12 protein-coding genes are annotated in these 16,495 nt (G+C 73.8%); 7 read left to right on the top strand and 5 right to left on the bottom strand.

Annotated features, from left to right (window positions below; translation table 11 throughout):
• Positions 1-230 precede the first annotated feature (230 nt).
• The gene (locus SOM11_RS05065; protein WP_320477397.1) at positions 231-2,114 is read left to right on the top strand and encodes a DEAD/DEAH box helicase; all 1,884 of its coding nucleotides are present in this window, start codon (positions 231-233) and stop codon (positions 2,112-2,114) included.
• Between the two features lie 134 nt (positions 2,115-2,248).
• Here SOM11_RS05065 and SOM11_RS05060 read toward each other — a convergent pair whose 3' ends face one another.
• The gene (locus SOM11_RS05060; protein ID WP_320477396.1) at positions 2,249-3,160 is read right to left on the bottom strand and encodes a hypothetical protein; all 912 of its coding nucleotides are present in this window, start codon (positions 3,158-3,160) and stop codon (positions 2,249-2,251) included.
• Positions 3,161-3,341: 181 nt separating this feature from the next.
• Complete coding sequence (locus SOM11_RS05055; RefSeq protein ID WP_192060976.1) at positions 3,342-3,884, bottom strand: NUDIX hydrolase family protein; 543 nt, start codon at positions 3,882-3,884, stop codon at positions 3,342-3,344.
• 89 nt (positions 3,885-3,973) lie between these two features.
• Here SOM11_RS05055 and SOM11_RS05050 point away from each other — a divergent pair, with 89 nt between their 5' ends.
• Positions 3,974-4,660, top strand: coding sequence for an alpha/beta hydrolase (locus SOM11_RS05050; RefSeq protein WP_192060975.1), 687 nt, complete (start codon positions 3,974-3,976; stop codon positions 4,658-4,660).
• A gap of 14 nt (positions 4,661-4,674) precedes the next feature.
• Positions 4,675-5,355, top strand: coding sequence for an SIMPL domain-containing protein (locus SOM11_RS05045; protein ID WP_320477395.1), 681 nt, complete (start codon positions 4,675-4,677; stop codon positions 5,353-5,355).
• Here the strand turns inward: SOM11_RS05045 and SOM11_RS05040 are convergent.
• Positions 5,345-6,529: a GNAT family N-acetyltransferase gene (locus tag SOM11_RS05040; RefSeq protein WP_320477394.1), complete on the bottom strand. Its 1,185-nt coding sequence runs from the start codon at positions 6,527-6,529 to the stop codon at positions 5,345-5,347. The two genes, SOM11_RS05045 and SOM11_RS05040, sit on opposite strands and share 11 nt — an antisense overlap.
• A 96-nt stretch (positions 6,530-6,625) precedes the next feature.
• On the opposite strand from SOM11_RS05040, the gene SOM11_RS05035 reads away from it, so the two are divergent.
• The 3 genes from SOM11_RS05035 (at position 6,626) to SOM11_RS05025 (ending at position 9,886) form a co-directional block, all read left to right on the top strand.
• Positions 6,626-7,105 (top strand): DUF1810 domain-containing protein, encoded by a 480-nt coding sequence (locus tag SOM11_RS05035; RefSeq protein WP_320477393.1) that lies wholly within the window; start codon positions 6,626-6,628, stop codon positions 7,103-7,105.
• A 62-nt stretch (positions 7,106-7,167) separates the two neighbouring features.
• Positions 7,168-8,022 carry an NAD-dependent epimerase/dehydratase family protein gene (locus tag SOM11_RS05030; protein WP_320477392.1) on the top strand — a complete coding sequence of 285 codons (855 nt, stop codon included), beginning with the start codon at positions 7,168-7,170 and terminating at the stop codon, positions 8,020-8,022.
• A gap of 151 nt (positions 8,023-8,173) precedes the next feature.
• Positions 8,174-9,886 carry a bifunctional phosphatase PAP2/diacylglycerol kinase family protein gene (locus SOM11_RS05025; RefSeq protein ID WP_320477391.1) on the top strand — a complete coding sequence of 571 codons (1,713 nt, stop codon included), beginning with the start codon at positions 8,174-8,176 and terminating at the stop codon, positions 9,884-9,886.
• A gap of 126 nt (positions 9,887-10,012) precedes the next feature.
• Here the strand turns inward: SOM11_RS05025 and SOM11_RS05020 are convergent, their stop codons facing one another.
• A complete protein-coding gene (locus tag SOM11_RS05020) occupies positions 10,013-10,993 on the bottom strand; it encodes an aldo/keto reductase (RefSeq protein ID WP_243216398.1) in 981 nt (326 codons plus the stop codon).
• A 102-nt stretch (positions 10,994-11,095) separates the two neighbouring features.
• A complete protein-coding gene (locus SOM11_RS05015) occupies positions 11,096-11,302 on the bottom strand; it encodes a hypothetical protein (RefSeq protein WP_192060968.1) in 207 nt (68 codons plus the stop codon).
• 223 nt (positions 11,303-11,525) lie between these two features.
• On the opposite strand from SOM11_RS05015, the gene SOM11_RS05010 reads away from it, so the two are divergent.
• On the top strand, positions 11,526-16,493 hold the full coding sequence (locus tag SOM11_RS05010) for an Lhr family ATP-dependent helicase (protein WP_320477390.1): 4,968 nt from the start codon (positions 11,526-11,528) through the stop codon (positions 16,491-16,493).
• The last annotated feature ends 2 nt before the right edge of the window (positions 16,494-16,495 follow it).

The following is a 16,495-nucleotide window of genomic DNA, read 5'->3' as shown; positions in this document are numbered from 1 at the left end:
TCTCCCGTCCTGGCACACACCCAGGCAGACCAGCAGGCGCGCGAAGCTCACTCTGCGGCGAAACGATCGTGCACACCTGCACCGTCGCCACATCTCGAGCCCGGCTACGACAGCCGTTCTCCCGGCACTGCCCCGCCCTCGCGCGAACACGTCAGCACGACGTCGTCGCCCGACACGGTGGTCACGCAGCCTGGCCCGGCTCGACACCGATGCCCCGAAAGGTGCACCACATGTCAACGAACACCCTCGACACCGAGAACACCACCCCCGACGGCTCGACCGTCGACGAGACGGCCGACACCGTCACCTTCAGCTCGCTCGGCGTCCCCGCCCCGATCGTCAAGTCGCTCACGGCAGAGGGCAAGACCACCGCCTTCCCGATCCAGGTCGACACCCTGCCCGACACCCTCGCCGGGCGCGACGTGCTCGGCCGCGGCAAGACCGGCTCGGGCAAGACCCTCGCGTTCTCCATCCCGATGGCCGCGCGCCTCGGCGGCAAGCTGGCCGGCGGTCAGCGTCGCGCCGGCCGCCCCCTCGGCCTGGTGCTCGCCCCCACCCGCGAGCTCGCCACGCAGATCGACGCCGTCCTGGCCCCGCTCGCAGCGGCCTACGGCATGCGCACCACCACCATCTTCGGCGGCGTCTCGCAGAACCGTCAGGTGCAGGCCCTCAAGGCCGGCGTCGACATCATCATCGCCTGCCCCGGCCGCCTCGAAGACCTCATGAAGCAGGGCTTCGTCAAGCTCGACGCCATCGAGATCACCGTGCTCGACGAGGCCGACCACATGGCCGACCTGGGGTTCCTGCCCGGTGTCACGCGCATCCTGAAGGCCACCCCGACCGACGGTCAGCGCCTGCTCTTCAGCGCGACCCTCGACAACGGCGTGGACAAGCTGGTCAAGCAGTTCCTCCACAACGAGGTGCTGCACTCCGTCGACGAGGCCAACTCGCCCGTCGCCAAGATGACCCACCACGTGTTCGAGACCCCCGACCTCGACAGCAAGAACGCCCTCGTGCAGACGCTGGCCGGCGGCAAGGGCCGTCGCATCCTCTTCATGCGCACCAAGCACCACGCCAAGAAGCTCGCCAAGAAGCTGACCGACGCCGGCATCCCCGCCGTCGACCTGCACGGCAACCTGTCGCAGCCGCAGCGCGACCGCAACCTCGCCGCCTTCCAAGACGGCAGCGCCCGCGTGCTCGTCGCCACCGACGTCGCCGCCCGCGGTGTGCACGTCGACGACATCGAGCTCGTCATCCACGTCGACCCGCCCACCGAGCACAAGGCGTACCTGCACCGCTCGGGCCGCACCGCCCGCGCCGGCGCCGAGGGCGACGTCGTCACCCTCGTCATCCCCAGCCAGAAGCGCGACGTCGCCCAGCTGATGAAGAAGGCCGACATCCGCCCGACCATCACCGCCGTCGTGCCGTCCTCGCCCGAGGTCGCCGCGCTGGTCGGCGAGGTCGCCGCGTACGTCAAGCCCGCCCCTCGTGTCGCCGTGCAGCAGCAGCAGGGTGGCGGCGGTCGCTCGCAGGGCGCCAACGCGCAGCGCAAGCGCGCCGCTCGTCAGGACTCGCAGGGCAACCCCATCGCCCGCCAGGACCGCTCGGGTCGCCCCGCGGCGGCATCGGCCGGCGGCTCGCGCGACGGACGCCAAGGAGGCGCGGGTCGCGGCTCCGAGACCGGTCGCGGTCGCGACGGCGCAGCCCGCTCGGGTGGCTCGCGTGACGGCGGACGCCAGGGTGCCGGCCGCGACGGCGGCGCGCGCCGCGACGCCGCTCCCCGCGGTGGCGCCTCGACCTTCTACTCGACCGAGTCCGGCCGTGGCGCCGTGACCCCGGTGCGCGACGGCGGCCGTGACGCCGGCCGCGACGAGACCCGTGGCACCCGCCAGACCGGACGCCGCGCCCAGAGCGACGGCGGCCAGAGCCGCACCAACGCCGTCCGCAACGACCAGGCCGACTTCGCGGCGTCGCAGGGCGGCCCCCGCGAAGGCGGGCAGCGCTCCGGCGGACGCCGCGCCTCCTCGGAGGGCGGACGCCCCGGCTCGCTGAAGGTCGGCGGCCTCGTCGGCGGCAAGGCCCGCACCGGCGGCGGCCAGCGCGGCGGTCGCTGACCCGCGCCTGACGGCGCCACCCGCCTGACACCCCGTTTTCAGCGCAACACCCGCATTCATCGGGGTGTAGCGCCGAGAACGGGGTGTTGCGCGTTGCAGCGCCGCGGCGCGCGCGGCGCGCGCGGCGCAGCGCGTCAGCGCACGCCGGCGCGGCGGAGCGCAGCGACGAGCGGGTCCTTCCGGAGGGCGTCGGCCCAGCTCCACCTCACGACGGCCCTCACGCCGGGCAACGAGCGCAGGGCGTCCTCTCGGCGCTTCTCGTCGATGACGACCTGCTCGGGCGTGCGTCCGCGCCTCGGACGCGCATCGCGGTACTTCACCTCACCGTCGAACTCGCCGATGACTCCGCATTCGGGCCACCAGAAGTCGACGATCCCCACGAGCGATCCTCCCCGCGGGAATCGGACCTGCAGCTCGGGCTTCGAGAGGCCCGCGAGGTGGATGACAGCGCGACTCAGGGACTCGCCCGGCGAGTCGGCGCGAGCGTCGGCGAAGGCGATCGCGGCCGCGGCGCGTCGACTGCCCGGAACGCCGGGACGCCGGGCCGCCACCGCCTCGAGCTCCGCTCGCGAGAAGGCGCCGGTGCGCAGACCGTGGTCGAGGATCACGGCGCCGCCCGCGAGATCGTGTCGCCTCACCGCGTCGACGGCGGCCTGACGAGGCACCGCGACGCGCAGACCGTCGACGACATCGACCTCGTCGCCGACCGGCCCAGCGTGCTGATGCGCCCAGGGGCCGACCTTGTCGCGATGACGCCGGGGGTCGATGACGTGCACGCGCTCGGGCCAGTCCCCCAGCAGCGGGAAACCGCGGAGCGCCAGCGCCGACTCGTGCGAGACGACGACCTCGTCGCCGAACCGCGGCACGACGGCGTGCACCCGGATGACATGGCGCTCGGCGGCCGTGAGCGCCTGCCAGACCGGAGTGGGCACGTAGGCGCCGGGTGCGACCCGCCGCAGAAGCCCTCGCCGGGCGTCGCGCTCGATCGTGGAGCTGTCGCCGCCCGATCGGATGACGGAGTCACGGCGGATCAGCGTTTCGAGCACGGGTCGAGCATGACGCATGTGATCCGCACCGCGCCACCCGCGCCTCCTCGGCTGTGGATGACCGGCCCAGCACCCCGAAAGCCGCGCTGCACCCCGATCAATGCGGGTGTAGCGCGGCTTTCGAGGTGTCGCAGCGAACGAGCGCCGGCGCAGCGGCGGGGCGCGGCGGCGCGGCGGCGGGCTACTGCAGGGCGCCGACGGAGGCGAGGGCGCTGCGCAGCAGAGCGCCGCGCCCGCCCTCCATCTCGGCGGCCACATCGTCGCTCGCCGCCTGGTGCGGCGTCAGCCAGGTGAGCTCGAGGGCGTCCTGGCGCGGGTCGCAGGTGCCCGTGACCGGCACGACGTAGGCGAGCGACACGGCGTGCTGACGCGCGTCGGTGTAGACCGACGACCCCGGCAGCGGGAAGTACTCGGCCACCTGGAACGGCACCGGCGACAGCGGCAGCTGCGGGAACGCCATCGGCCCGAGGTCCTTCTCGAGGTGGCGGAAGAGCGCCGTGCGCAGGCTCTCGCCGTACATCACGCGGCCCGAGACGAGCATGCGCGACATCGAGCCCTCCGACGAGGCGCGCAGCAGCACGCCCACCTCGGTGACGACGCCCATGCCGTCGACCCGCACCGGCACCGCCTCGACGTACAGGATCGGCAGCCGCTGACGTATCTGGAAGAGCTCCTCCTCCGAGAGCCAGCCGGGATTGGGGTCAGGGGTCTGCACGGAGCTCATGGGGCATGTCTACCAACCCCGTGTGACGGTCGGGTGACGAAAACGCTACGGGCGAACACGACGACGGTGGCGCTGGATAGGCTCTGGCCATGGTGCAGATCGATCCCTCCGTGGTCACGTGGTCCGTCGACGAGTCCGAGCGCGACGGCCGGCCGCTGCTGGTGCTGCTGCACGGGGTCGGTTCGCACGAGGGCGATCTGATCGGGCTGGCCCCCTATCTGCCGCAGGCCTTCGCGATCGCCTCGCTGCGAGCGCCCCTGCCTCACGGCGACGGCTTCTCGTGGTACCCGCTCGCTCTGCCGGGCTCGCCCGACCCCGCGCCGGTCGACGAGGCGGCGACCGCCGTCCTCGACTGGCTCGACTCGCTGACCGGGTCGTACACGAGCGTCAGCCTGCTCGGCTTCTCACAGGGCGGATCGCTCTCGCTGCAGCTGCTGCGTCGCGCGCCCGAGCGCTTCACATTCGCGGCCGTGCTGGCCGGCTTCGTGGTCGCCGACCCCGCCTCGGCCGACGCCGACGCCGCCCTCGCGCGGGTGCGCCCCGCCGTCTTCTACGGTCGCGGCGACGCCGACCAGGTCATTCCGATCGACGCCGTGACCCGCACCGTCGAGTGGCTCGGCGAGCACGCCGACGCCGACGTCGAGGTCTACGCCGAGCTCGCCCACGGCGTCTCGCAAGACGAGCTCGACGACCTGAACGCGTTCATCTCGAGGGTGACGAACCCGGTCACCGCCGAGGGCACGCACGCGCCCGACAGCACCGACCTGGTCGTCTAGAGGGCGGCGGAGACATGGCCGACATCGTCGTCTCGGGCACCGTCACGCACCGTCATCACGCCGAGCGGGGGCTGCTCCGGCTGGCGGTCGAGATCGAGGGCGACGACCGCGCGGCCGTCGTCGACGAGGGCATCGCGGTGCACAACCGGGTCACCGAGCAGGCGACGGTGCTACGCCGGCAGGGCGCGGCCACCTGGTGGACGGCGCGCTCGGTGTCGGTCGGTCTCGTGACCGAGCCGGGGTCGCCCGACGGGAGCCGCGCCTCCTCGGTCCGGTACCGCACGCGGTCGACGATCGAGGTGCGGTTCCAGGACTTCGCCGCGCTGGCCGACTGGGTCGGCGAGCTCGCGCACGTCGAGGGCGTGTCGATCGACGGCATCGAGTGGTCGCTCGGTCACGCGCGTCGCGCCGAGGTCGAACAGGACGCCCGGCTCGCGGCGGTCGCCGACGCCGTCGCGCGCGCCTCCGACTACGCCGACGCGCTGGGCCTCGGCAGCCCCGTGCTGCAGGCCGTCTACGAGCCGGGGCTGCGACCGGGCGAAGGAGGCTCAGGAGGCGCGGGTCACCTCGGCTTCGGCTCGTCCCGTTCGCTGATGGCCGCCTCGATGCTCGACGACGGCGGTTCGATGGTCTACGACCTGCACCCCGCCGACATCGAAGTCACCGCGACGATCAGCGCCGACTTCACGGTCTGAGCCTCCTGCTCCACACCCCCTCGTACTCGAAGGGGACGAAGCCGACGGCCTCGTTGACGTCGAGCATGGGGCGGTTCTCCTCGGCGTTGAAGGTGAAGACGCCGGGGTGACCAGGTCGTTCGGCGGTGAGCAGGTCGGTCGTCGCGATCTTCAGCAGCCAGCCGAGTCGGTGGCCGCGGTGCTCGCGCAGCACGAGGGTGTCCTGCTGGAACGCCGGTCGCGACCGCTCGGCCGGCGCCTCGAGCTGACTGAACCCCGCCAGCCGCCCGGTCGGCACGTGCTCGACGACGGCGGTGAAACGCGTCCGCGGCCCGGCGAGCGCCTTCTCCTCCGCGTCGCGGAACCGCTCGGGAGTCCAGACGTCCTCCGGCTCGTCGACCCCGCCCGAGGGGGCGTCGGTGCTCATCCGCGTCTCGAGCGCGGCGAGGTCGTCGAGCCACCGCTCGGGTGAGCGTCCGACCCAGGTGTGCAGTCGGTAGTCGTCTCCGGCGGCGGCGCGGGCGCGGTCTCGGATGCCGGCCAGCGCCTCCTCGTCCACCGGCAACGCCAGGCGGCTGCAGCGCACCACCTGCCCGAGCACCCAGCCGGCGCCCTGCAGCAGCTGCACGGCCGCATCGTCCGCGCCGACCGACCCGGCACCGGTGGGGGGCAGGAGGCGCGGCTCGGCCTCGCCGGTCGACCGCACGTAGGCGATCGCCTGGGTCCGGCCCTCGCGGCGCGCGACCTCCTCGACGTGGGCGAGCAGCGCCGAGCCGATCCCCCGGCGCCGGTGCGAGGGGAGCACCATCACGTCGACGTAGGCGGTGCTGGCGCCGTCGCCGTCGAGTCGGCTCTCGTACGACCCGGTCGCGACGATGCGCCCGGCGTCGCGGACGACGTACCAGCGCATGTCCTTGTAGGCGTCGAGCCAGTTCGGCAACTGCTCGTCGGGCAGCCAGGCCAGGTCGTCGGAGCCGATCGCGTCGGCCCGGATCGCGTTCTCGACGGCGACCGTCTCGACGAAGTCGGCGGCGTCGGGCGCGTCGATCGTCTGCGGGATGGTGATGCGCTCGATGACGACCGGTGCGACGAGGGTCGCGTCGGCGGCGGGCATCGGGTCGGTCGGGTCGGCGGCGGGGGTCGGGTCGGTCGGGTCGGTCGGGTCGGCGGCTGGGGTCGGGTCGGTCGGGGTCATGTCGGGCCTTCCGGCCGCAGGTGCGTGCGGTCGATGCGCGCCGCCCCGTGGGCAGCCGACCAGACTAGCGGGTCCGGTGACGCGTAGAACAGAGCGATGAGCGACACCCACGACTCCGACCCGCACAGCCGCGAAGGCGACGCCGACGTCGCCACCGACCCGTTCGACCTCGCCCGCTTCGTCACCGCCCAGGAGGCGCACGGCACCTACGACCGCGCCCTCTCCGAGCTGCGCGGCGGTCGCAAGGCGAGCCACTGGATGTGGTTCGTGTTCCCGCAGATCGCGGGGCTGGGTCGCAGTGCGACGGCGCAGCACTACGCGATCGGGTCGATCGGAGAGGCCCGCGCGTACCTGGCGCACCCCCTGCTCGGGCCGCGGCTGTGCGAGAGCGTGGACGTACTGCTCGCCCTGCCGACCTCCGACGCCGAGGCGGTGTTCGGCGGTGTCGATGCGCTGAAGGCGCGCTCGTCGCTGACTCTCTTCGCGCAGGCAGAGCCCGCCGAGTCGCGGTTCGGGCGCGCCCTGACGAAGTACTTCGGCGGCGAGCCCGACCAGGCGACCCTCGACCTCCTCTGACGCGCACGCCGCCGCGCCCCCCGGCACGGATCGAGGAGGCGCGCGAGGGATAGCCTCGGAGCATGAGCGTTCTGATCGCGGGCTGCGGCGACCTGGGCACCGAGGCGGGTCTGCGGTTCGCCGCCGACGGCCACCGCGTGGTCGGACTCCGCCGCCGCGCCGACCTGCTGCCCGCCCGCATCGAGGGTCGCTCGGTCGACCTCCGTCGCGAGACCCCCGTGGTCGACGACGACACCGAGGTCGTCGTCGTCGCCCTGGCGGCCGGCTCGCGCACGCCGGGCGAGTACCGCGCCACCTACGTCGACGGGCTGCGCCACGTGCTCGACGGGATCGCGGCGTCGGCGGCCGACCCGCGCCTCCTCGTCGTCTCGTCGACCGCGGTCTACGACGTCGCCGACGGCGGACTCGTGACGGAGGAGACCCCGGCGCGCGGCGGGACGCCGACCGCCGACGTGCTGCTCGAGGCCGAGCGGCTGCTGCGCGAACGGGCTCCCGAGGCGGTGCTGCTGCGGCTCGGCGGGGTCTACGGGCCCGGTCGCGAGCGACTGATCGAGCAGGTGCGCAACGGTGCGGCCACGCTGTCCGACCAGCCTGGAGGGTCGCCGCACACGAACCGCATCCACCGCGACGACGCCGCCGCCGCGATCGTGCACCTGACGACGACCGTCTCGCAGCCCGAGGCCGTCTACCTCGGCGTCGACGACGAGCCCGTCCGGCTCGACGACGTGCTGCTGTTCCTCGCGGACGAGCTGGGGGTCGAGGCTCCCCCGAGCGCGCCTCCTACCGGGCGGCAGTCGGGCGGCGACAAGCGGCTCTCGAACGCTCGGCTGCGGGCGACGGGGTTCGCGTTCGCGTACCCGACGTTCCGCGAGGGGTACCGGGCCGTGATCGCCGGCGAGGGCGCGCGGCACGGCTGAGCCGGCGCGGCTGGTCCTCCTTCATGCGGCGCCCGTCGTCGAGTGGTCGGAAGATGCTCTTGCCGGCGCCCGGAAGAGCATCTTCCGACCACTCGATCGGCGCAACCCGACGCGCGACCGAGCGCCAGGCGACCCCGGGTACGGTGGACGGGTGCTCCCCGACCACGACGTCCCTGCCGCCCGACGACGGATCCTCCCCGTCATCACCCTGCCGATAGGCGTGCGCCGTGTCGACCGCGCGGCCGCGAACCTGATCAACGGTCGCGAACGGCACCCCCGATCGGATCGGGCCTGGAAGCGCCTCTCGCACTCGGCCGACCACGGCACGCTCTGGCTGACGACCGCCGCCGTGCTGCTGCTCGTCGGCAACCGCCGCGCCGGTTCGCGCGGCGCGCTCTCGCTCGGGATGGCCAGCCTGATCGCCAACGCGGTCGGCAAGAACCTCGTCGGGGGTCCGCGGCCTCTGCTCGACGACGTGCCCATCGGCCGTCAGCTGCGTCGCCAGCCTCGGAGCGCCTCCTTCCCCTCCGGCCACACCGCCAGCGCGATCGCGTTCGTCACCGGGGTGGCGCTCGAGTCGCCCCGCACCGGTCTCGTGCTCGCTCCGCTGGCCGCCGCCGTGTCGTACTCGCGGCTGAAGGTCGGCGCCCACTGGCTGTCCGACGTGGTCGGCGGCGCGCTGCTCGGCGCCGGGGTCGCGGTCGCGGGCCGGCTCGTGCTGCCCGTGCCGGCGCACCCCGTCGGACCGGCCGCTCTGGCCGGCGAACCGATCGGACTGCCCGCGTCGGCGCGCGGCGAAGGCGTGCTCGTCGTCTCGAACGGGGCGTCGGGGGCTGCTCGTCGGCGAGACCCCGTGACCCTGCTGCGCAAGCGGCTTCCGGAGGCGCGGTTCCGGTCGCTCGGCGACACCGACCTCGGCGAGATGGTCGCCGCCGAACTGCGGCGGCGGAATCCGCCGCGGGTGCTCGCGGTCGTCGGCGGCGACGGGACGGTCGAGACCGCCGCCCGCGTCGCGCTCGAGCACGATCTGCCGCTGCTCGTCGTGCCCGGCGGCACCTTCGATCACTTCTCCCGCGCGGTCGGCACGGACTCGGTCGAGACGGCCGTCGCCGCCCTCGCCGCCGGCACCGGTGCGCGGGTCGACGTCGCCGCGGTCGACGTCGACGGCGAGCCGCACCACCTCGCGATCAACGCCACGGCCCTCGGCGTCTACGCCGACTACCTCGCCGAGCGTGACCGACTCGAAGGGCGGCTGGGCAAGCGCGTGGCCGGGCTCGTGTCCGGGGTGCAGATCCTGCGACGGGGGCGCACGGTGACCTTCGAGCGGGACGGCGATGCGGTGAGCGCCGGTGGCGCCGGTGCGGCCAGCGTCGGTGCGGCGAACGCCGATGCGGGCGCCGGTGCGACGGGCGTCGGTGCGCCGGGCGCCGATGCGGCGGGCGATGGCGGCGCTGTGCGCCAGGGGGCCGCGCGCACGGCGTGGTCGGTCTTCGTCGGGGTCGGGCGCAATGACGACGACGTCGTCTCGCCCATGCGGCGCCGGGCCCTCGACGACGGCTCGCTCGAGGTCCGCACCCTGTCGTCCGGCTCGAGACTCGGCCGCATCGGGGCACTGTCGTCGCTCGCGTTCGGCCCGAGGAGCACGGCGACCCTGCGCCTCCTCGGCCTCTTGCCCGAGAAGGAGGCGTTCTCGACCGAGGTCACCTCGCGGTTCGCGGTGACCGTCGCGGGGGCGCTCCGCCCGGCGATCGCGCACGACGGCGAAGGCGACACCTCGCTGCCCGAGACCGCCGAGCGCGACGGGTACCGCTACGAGGTGCGCCTGCTGCCCCGGGCCTTGCGCGTGTACCGCCCCCGCGGCTAGCGCCGCACGCGCCACACCCCGGAACCGGCGTCACACCCCGCGTTCTCGGGGTGTCACGCCGGATACGAGGTGTGACGGGACTGCCCGCACGGCCGGGCGGCGCTCAGCGGCGCACAGCCGGGCGCGCTACCAGCGCGGGTGCACGGCCTCGCGGAAGTACTTCTCGTAGATGCGGACGACCTCGGAGTCGAGCCCCTCGTCGAGCGTGACCTCGCCGGCCGCGGCGTTGGCGCGCGCCTGCTCGACGTTGCGGGCCCCGGGGATGACGGTGCTGACGCCGGGCTGGTCGACGATCCAGGCGAGGGCCGCCTGGGGCACGGTGACGCCCTCGGGCACCGACTCGGCGAACTCGCGAGCCGCGGCGACGCCCTGTTCGAAGTCGACGCCGCTGAAGGTCTCGCCCTGGTCGAAGGCCTCGCCGTTGCGGTTGTAGCTGCGGTGGTCGTTCTCGGCGAAGGTCGTCTCGGTCGTGTACTTGCCCGAGAGCAGACCGCTGGCCAGCGGGACGCGGGCGATGATGCCGACCCCCGCCTCCTCGGCTCGGGGCAGCACCTCGTCGAGCGGCTTCAGCCGGAACGCGTTGAGGATGATCTGCACGGTCGCGAGATTCGGGCGGGCGATGGCGGTGAGGGCCTGGGCCGTCTCTTCGACGCTGACGCCGTAGGCGGCGATCGCGCCGTTCGCGACCAGCTCGTCGAGCGCGTCGTACACGGCGTCGCTCTCGAAGACGGGCGTGGGCGGGCAGTGCAGCTGCACGAGGTCGAGGGTGTCGACGCCGAGGTTGCGGCGCGAGCGGTCGGTCCATTCGATGAAGTTCTGGCGGACGTAGTTGGCCGGCAACTGGTCGAGACGGCGGCCCATCTTGGTCGCGACGGTGACGTCGACCTCGGGGTTCGCGGCGCGGAACCGGCCGATGATCTGCTCGCTGCGCCCGTCGCCGTAGACGTCGGCGGTGTCGAAGAAGGTGACCCCCGCCTCGACGGAGGCGCCCAGCACCTCGAGCGCGTCGCTCTCGGTGACGTCACCCCAGTCGGCTCCGAGCTGCCAGGTGCCGAGGCCGATGACGGATACTTCGCGGCCGGTGCGGCCGAGTGTGCGACTGTGCATGCGGCCAGCGTAGGCGGTGCCGCCGACACCGGGCCGAGGAGGCGCGGGCCGGCTCAGCGACGCCGGGTCGCCGCCCGTGGAGCCCAGGAGGAGCGGGCCGGCTCAGCGACGCCGGGTCGCCGCCCGGGCGAGTGCGAACGCGACCGCGATCAGCGCGACGGCGATGACGACGAAGGCCGCCCCCGCCACGACGTGCGCCTGCAGGATCCGCACCAGGCCGACGAGGAGGGCGAGCGCCGAGGCGAAGGCGAGCGCCTTGCTGACGGCCAGCTGCCCGCGGCGGAGAGCCGCGCCTCCTCGGCGGGTCATCCGCGACTCGTCGCTCGACGGCCGGGGCCGGCGGACGGGTCGATGCGGAACGCGGGGGGCATGCGACCACCGTAGCCGGGCCGCCGGCCGCGCCCCGCGACGGTCGGTCGAGGAGTCACGACCCGCCGCGAGGGAGTCGGGGCGCGCGGCGTGTCGTGACTCGTCGAGACCCCGAGGAGGCGCGCGAGACGGAATGTCAGTGGTCCGGAGCAAGATGGCACCGATGAACGACGTGCTCGACCGCTTCTCCCCCGCCACCCGCGAGTGGTTCCGCGGGGCGTTCGCCGCGCCGACCCGCGCGCAAGAGGGCGCCTGGGCGGCCATCAGCCAGGGCGACCACGCACTCGTCATCGCGCCCACGGGGTCGGGCAAGACCCTGGCGTCGTTCCTCTGGTCGATCGACTCGCTGGCGTCGACGCCCCCGCCCGAAGAGAAGCTGCACCGCACCCGCGTCCTCTACATCTCCCCTCTCAAGGCCCTCGGCGTCGACGTCGAGCGCAACCTCCGGTCGCCTCTGGTCGGCATCACGCAGACGGCCCGGCGACTCGGCACCGAGGCACCCGACATCACGGTCGGCGTCCGCTCGGGCGACACCAGCTCGAGCGATCGCGGGCGGCTGGCCCGCACCCCGACCGACATCCTCATCACGACACCCGAGTCGCTCTACCTGATGCTCACCTCGCAGGCGCGCGAGACGCTCAAGGGCGTGCAGACCGTCATCATCGACGAGGTCCACGCGGTCGCGTCGACCAAGCGGGGCGCCCACCTCGCCCTCTCGCTCGAGCGACTCGACGCCCTGCTCGACAAACCGGCCCAGCGCATCGGCCTCAGCGCGACGGTGCGTCCGCCCGAAGAGGTCGCCAGGTTCCTGGCCGGCCCGGCGCCGGTCACCATCGTCAACCCCCGCGCCGACAAGAAGTTCGACCTGCGGGTCGTCGTGCCGGTCGACGACATGACCGAGCTCGGCACGGCCGCACCGCTCGAGGGTTCGGCGGCGGGCGCGGCGCCTCAGGGGTCGATCTGGCCGCACGTCGAAGAGGGCATCGTCGATCTGATCGCCGAGCACCGGTCGACCATCGTCTTCTCGAACTCGAGGCGGCTGGCCGAGCGCCTGACCGCACGACTCAACGACATCTGGATCGAACGCCAGGGCGGCGACCTCGAGACCGCGGTGCGGGCCACCGAAGAGGCACGGGGCCAGCTGGTCGTGGCCGGCGGCGCTGCCGCGGCTCTCGGCACCGACGACGGCCCTGCGCTCGGCGCCGAGGGCGGCCTTGCGGCCGGCGACGCGTCCGACGCGGTCGTCGACCCGTTCGCACCCTCCCCTCCGACTCGCAACCCCGCCGTCGGCGGCGGGGCGCCCGCGCAGCTGATGGGCGGCTCGGGGCAGACCTCGGGCTCCGATCCGCTGCTCGCACGCGCCCACCACGGGTCGGTGTCGAAAGACCAGCGGGCGCTCATCGAAGACGACCTGAAGAGCGGTCGGCTGCGGTGCGTGGTCGCGACCAGCTCGCTCGAGCTCGGCATCGACATGGGCGCCGTCGACCTCGTCATCCAGGTCGAGTCGCCGCCGTCGGTCGCGAGCGGTCTGCAGCGCGTCGGGCGCGCCGGGCACCAGGTCGGCGAGACGTCGCGGGGCGTGCTGTTCCCCAAGCACCGCGCCGACCTGATCCACTCCGCCGTCGCCGCAGAGCGCATGGTCGCCGGCCTGATCGAAGAGCTGCGCGTGCCGACCAACCCCCTCGACGTCCTCGCGCAGCAGACGGTCGCCGCCGTCGCGCTCGACGAGCTCGACGCCGACGAGTGGTTCGAGACGGTCCGGCGCAGCGCCCCCTTCGCGACTCTGCCCCGCTCGGCCTACGACGCGACGCTCGACCTGCTCAGCGGCAAGTACCCCTCCGACGAGTTCGCCGAGCTGCGCCCCCGCATCGTGTGGGATCGCGTGCACGGCACCCTCACCGGCCGACCGGGCGCCCAGCGTCTCGCCGTGACGAGCGGCGGCACCATCCCCGACCGGGGTCTCTTCGGCGTGTTCATGGTGGGCGAGAAGGCCGCGCGCGTCGGCGAGCTGGACGAGGAGATGGTCTACGAGTCGCGGGTCGGCGACGTCTTCGCCCTCGGTGCCACGAGCTGGCGCATCGAAGACATCACCCACGACCGCGTGCTCGTATCGCCCGCGTACGGCCAGCCCGGTCGTGTCCCGTTCTGGAAGGGCGACGGCATCGGCCGCCCGGCCGAGCTCGGCAAGGCGATCGGCGGCTACATCCGCGAGCTCTCCAACTCGAGCGAGGCCGACGCGACGACGCGGGTCGCCGCCGGCGGACTCGACGAGCGCGCCGCCCGCAACCTCATCGCGTTCCTCACCGAGCAGAAGGCCGCCACCTCGTACGTGCCGACCGACACGACGCTCGTCGTCGAGCGGTTCCGCGACGAGCTCGGCGACTGGCGCCTCATCCTCCACTCGCCCTACGGCATGCAGGTGCACGCCCCGTGGGCCCTGGCCGTGTCGGCGCGCATCCGCGACCAGCTCGGGGTCGACGGCGGGGCGATGGCCGCCGACGACGGCATCGTCGTGCGGATCCCCGACACCGACGCCGAGCCTCCGGGGGCCGAGCTCTTCTCGTTCGAGCTCGACGATCTCGACGACATCGTCACCGAGGAGGTCGGCGGGTCGGCGCTGTTCTCGTCGCGGTTCCGCGAGTGCGCCGCCCGCGCCCTGCTGCTGCCGCGATACAACCCCGGCAAGCGCTCACCGCTCTGGCAGCAGCGTCAGCGCTCGTCGCAGCTGCTCGACGTCGCCCGCAAGTACCCGTCGTTCCCGATCGTGCTCGAGGCGGTGCGCGAGGTGCTGCAAGACGTCTACGACCTCCCCGCGCTGATGAGCCTCACCCGCGACCTCGCCAGCCGCACCGTCCGCATCGTCGAGACCGAGACCGAGGTGCCCTCGCCCTTCGCCCGGTCGCTGCTCTTCGGCTACGTCGCCGCGTTCATGTACGAGGGCGACTCGCCCCTCGCCGAGCGCCGCGCCGCGGCCCTGTCGCTCGACTCGACGCTGCTGCAAGAGCTGCTCGGGCGCGCCGAGCTGCGCGAGCTGCTCGACGCCGACGTCATCGATCAGCACGAGCTCGAGCTGCAGCGACTCGCCCCCGACCGGCGCGCCCGCGACATCGAGGGCGTCGTCGACCTGCTGCGTCTGCTCGGCCCGCTCACCACCGACGAGATCATCGACCGCAGCTGGCTCGCGGCCACGCTCGTCACCGGCGACGTCGCGGCCCGCGACGACGCGCACCGCTCCCTCGAGACGGCCCTGACCGATCTCGCCTGGTCGAATCGCGTGCTGCGCTTCACCCACTCGGGCGTCGTGCGCTGGGCGGGCATCGAAGACGCCTCGCGCCTCCGGGACGCCCTCGGGGTGGCCCTGCCGATCGGGGTGCCGACCGCGTTCGTCGAACCCGTCGACGACCCCCTCGGCGATCTCGTCGGCCGGTACGCGCGCACCCACGGGCCCTTCACCTCGGCCATGGTCGCCGAGCGGCTCGGGCTCGGCGGCGCCGTCGTGCTCGACGCCCTCCGCAAGCTCGCGACGCAGCGCCGCGTCGTCGAGGGCGAGTTCCGACCGCGTCAGCAGGGCAGCGAGTGGTGCGATGCCGAGGTGCTACGGCGCCTCCGCGGCAAGTCGCTCGCCGCGCTGCGGCACGAGGTCGAGCCGGTGGCGCCCGAGACGCTCGGCAGGTTCCTGCCCGCGTGGCAGCACGTCGCCACGGGGCTGAAGGGCTCGGGGCTGCGCGGTCTCGACGGGGTGCTGCAGGTCGTCGACCAGCTGAGCGGGGTCTCGCTGCCCGCCTCCGCGTGGGAGTCGCTGATCCTCCCCGCCCGCATCACCGACTACAGCCCCGCGATGCTCGACGAGCTCACCGCCACCGGCGACATCATCTGGTCGGGCACCGGCACCCTGCCCGGCAACGACGGCTGGGTCAGCCTGCACCTCGCCGACGGTGCGCAGGTCACCCTGCCCGAGCCGTCGGGTGCCGAGACCGACGACCTCCAGCGCGAGGTGCTGGCGGCGCTCGCGGGCGGCGGCGCGTACTTCTTCCGTCAGCTCTCGGACGCGGTCGGCAGCACCGACGACGACGCCCTCGTCACCGCGATCTGGCAGCTGGTCTGGGCCGGGCAGATCACCAACGACACCTTCGCGCCGCTCCGCACCCAGGTCGGCGGCGGCAAGGCCCCCCGGCCCCGTGCACCCACCCGCTCGCGGTCGTCGTACCGCAGCCGCGGTCGCATCGCGATGCCCCGCCAGGCCGGTCCGCCGACGGTGGGCGGTCGCTGGTCGCTGCTGCCGCTGGCCGAGCCCGACGGCACCATCCGGGCCGCGGCGACGGCCGAGATCCTGCTCGAGCGCCACGGCGTCGTCACGCGCGGCGCCGTCGTGAACGAGGGAGTGCGGGGCGGCTTCTCGACGGCGTACAAGGTGCTCAGCGGCTTCGAAGAGACCGGTCGCGCCCGCCGCGGCTACTTCATCGAGGGGCTGGGGGCGGCGCAGTTCGCCACCGGCCCGACCGTCGACCGCCTCCGCTCGTTCATCCGCGACGAGGGCGACCGCCGAGACGACGACACCCTCGTCGCCGCCGGTCGCCAGCTCGACGTGCCCGTGGTCACGCTCGCGGCGACCGACCCCGCGAACCCGTACGGCGCCGCACTCCCCTGGCCGGGGCAGACACTCGACGGCGCCCCCGCCGACGCGGCGGCGAGTGCGGCCGAGGCGGCCTCCGCTGCGGCGGCGACCACGGCGACGGGGGCCGGGGCGCGGGGCGAGGCGGGCTCCGCGGTCGACGCGACCCGCGCCTCCTCGGGCGCCGATCGCACGGCCGTCGACGCAGGAGGCGCGGCGACGAAGAAGAGATCGGGTCACCGCCCCGGGCGCAAGGCCGGCTCGCTGGTCGTGCTGGTCGACGGACGGCTGACCGTCTACGTCGAGCGGGGCGGCAAGACCGTGCTGACCTTCGGCGAGCCCGACGAGCGCGAGCTGGCCCTGGCGGCCGCGTCGCTGGCCTCGACGGTGCGGACGCGTCTGAAGAAGCTCGCCATCGAGCGGGTCGACGGCGAGTTCGTGCTCGGCACCGCCCTCGGCGACGCCCTGCGGGACGCCGGCTTCGCCCCCACCCCCAGCGGCATCCGATTGAGGTCGTGACC

The organism is Frigoribacterium sp. CFBP9029, assembly GCF_034045305.1.
Lineage (GTDB): Bacteria > Actinomycetota > Actinomycetes > Actinomycetales > Microbacteriaceae > Frigoribacterium.
Note: the sequence above shows the minus strand (reverse complement) of the source record. Positions and strands in the feature narration are given on the sequence as shown.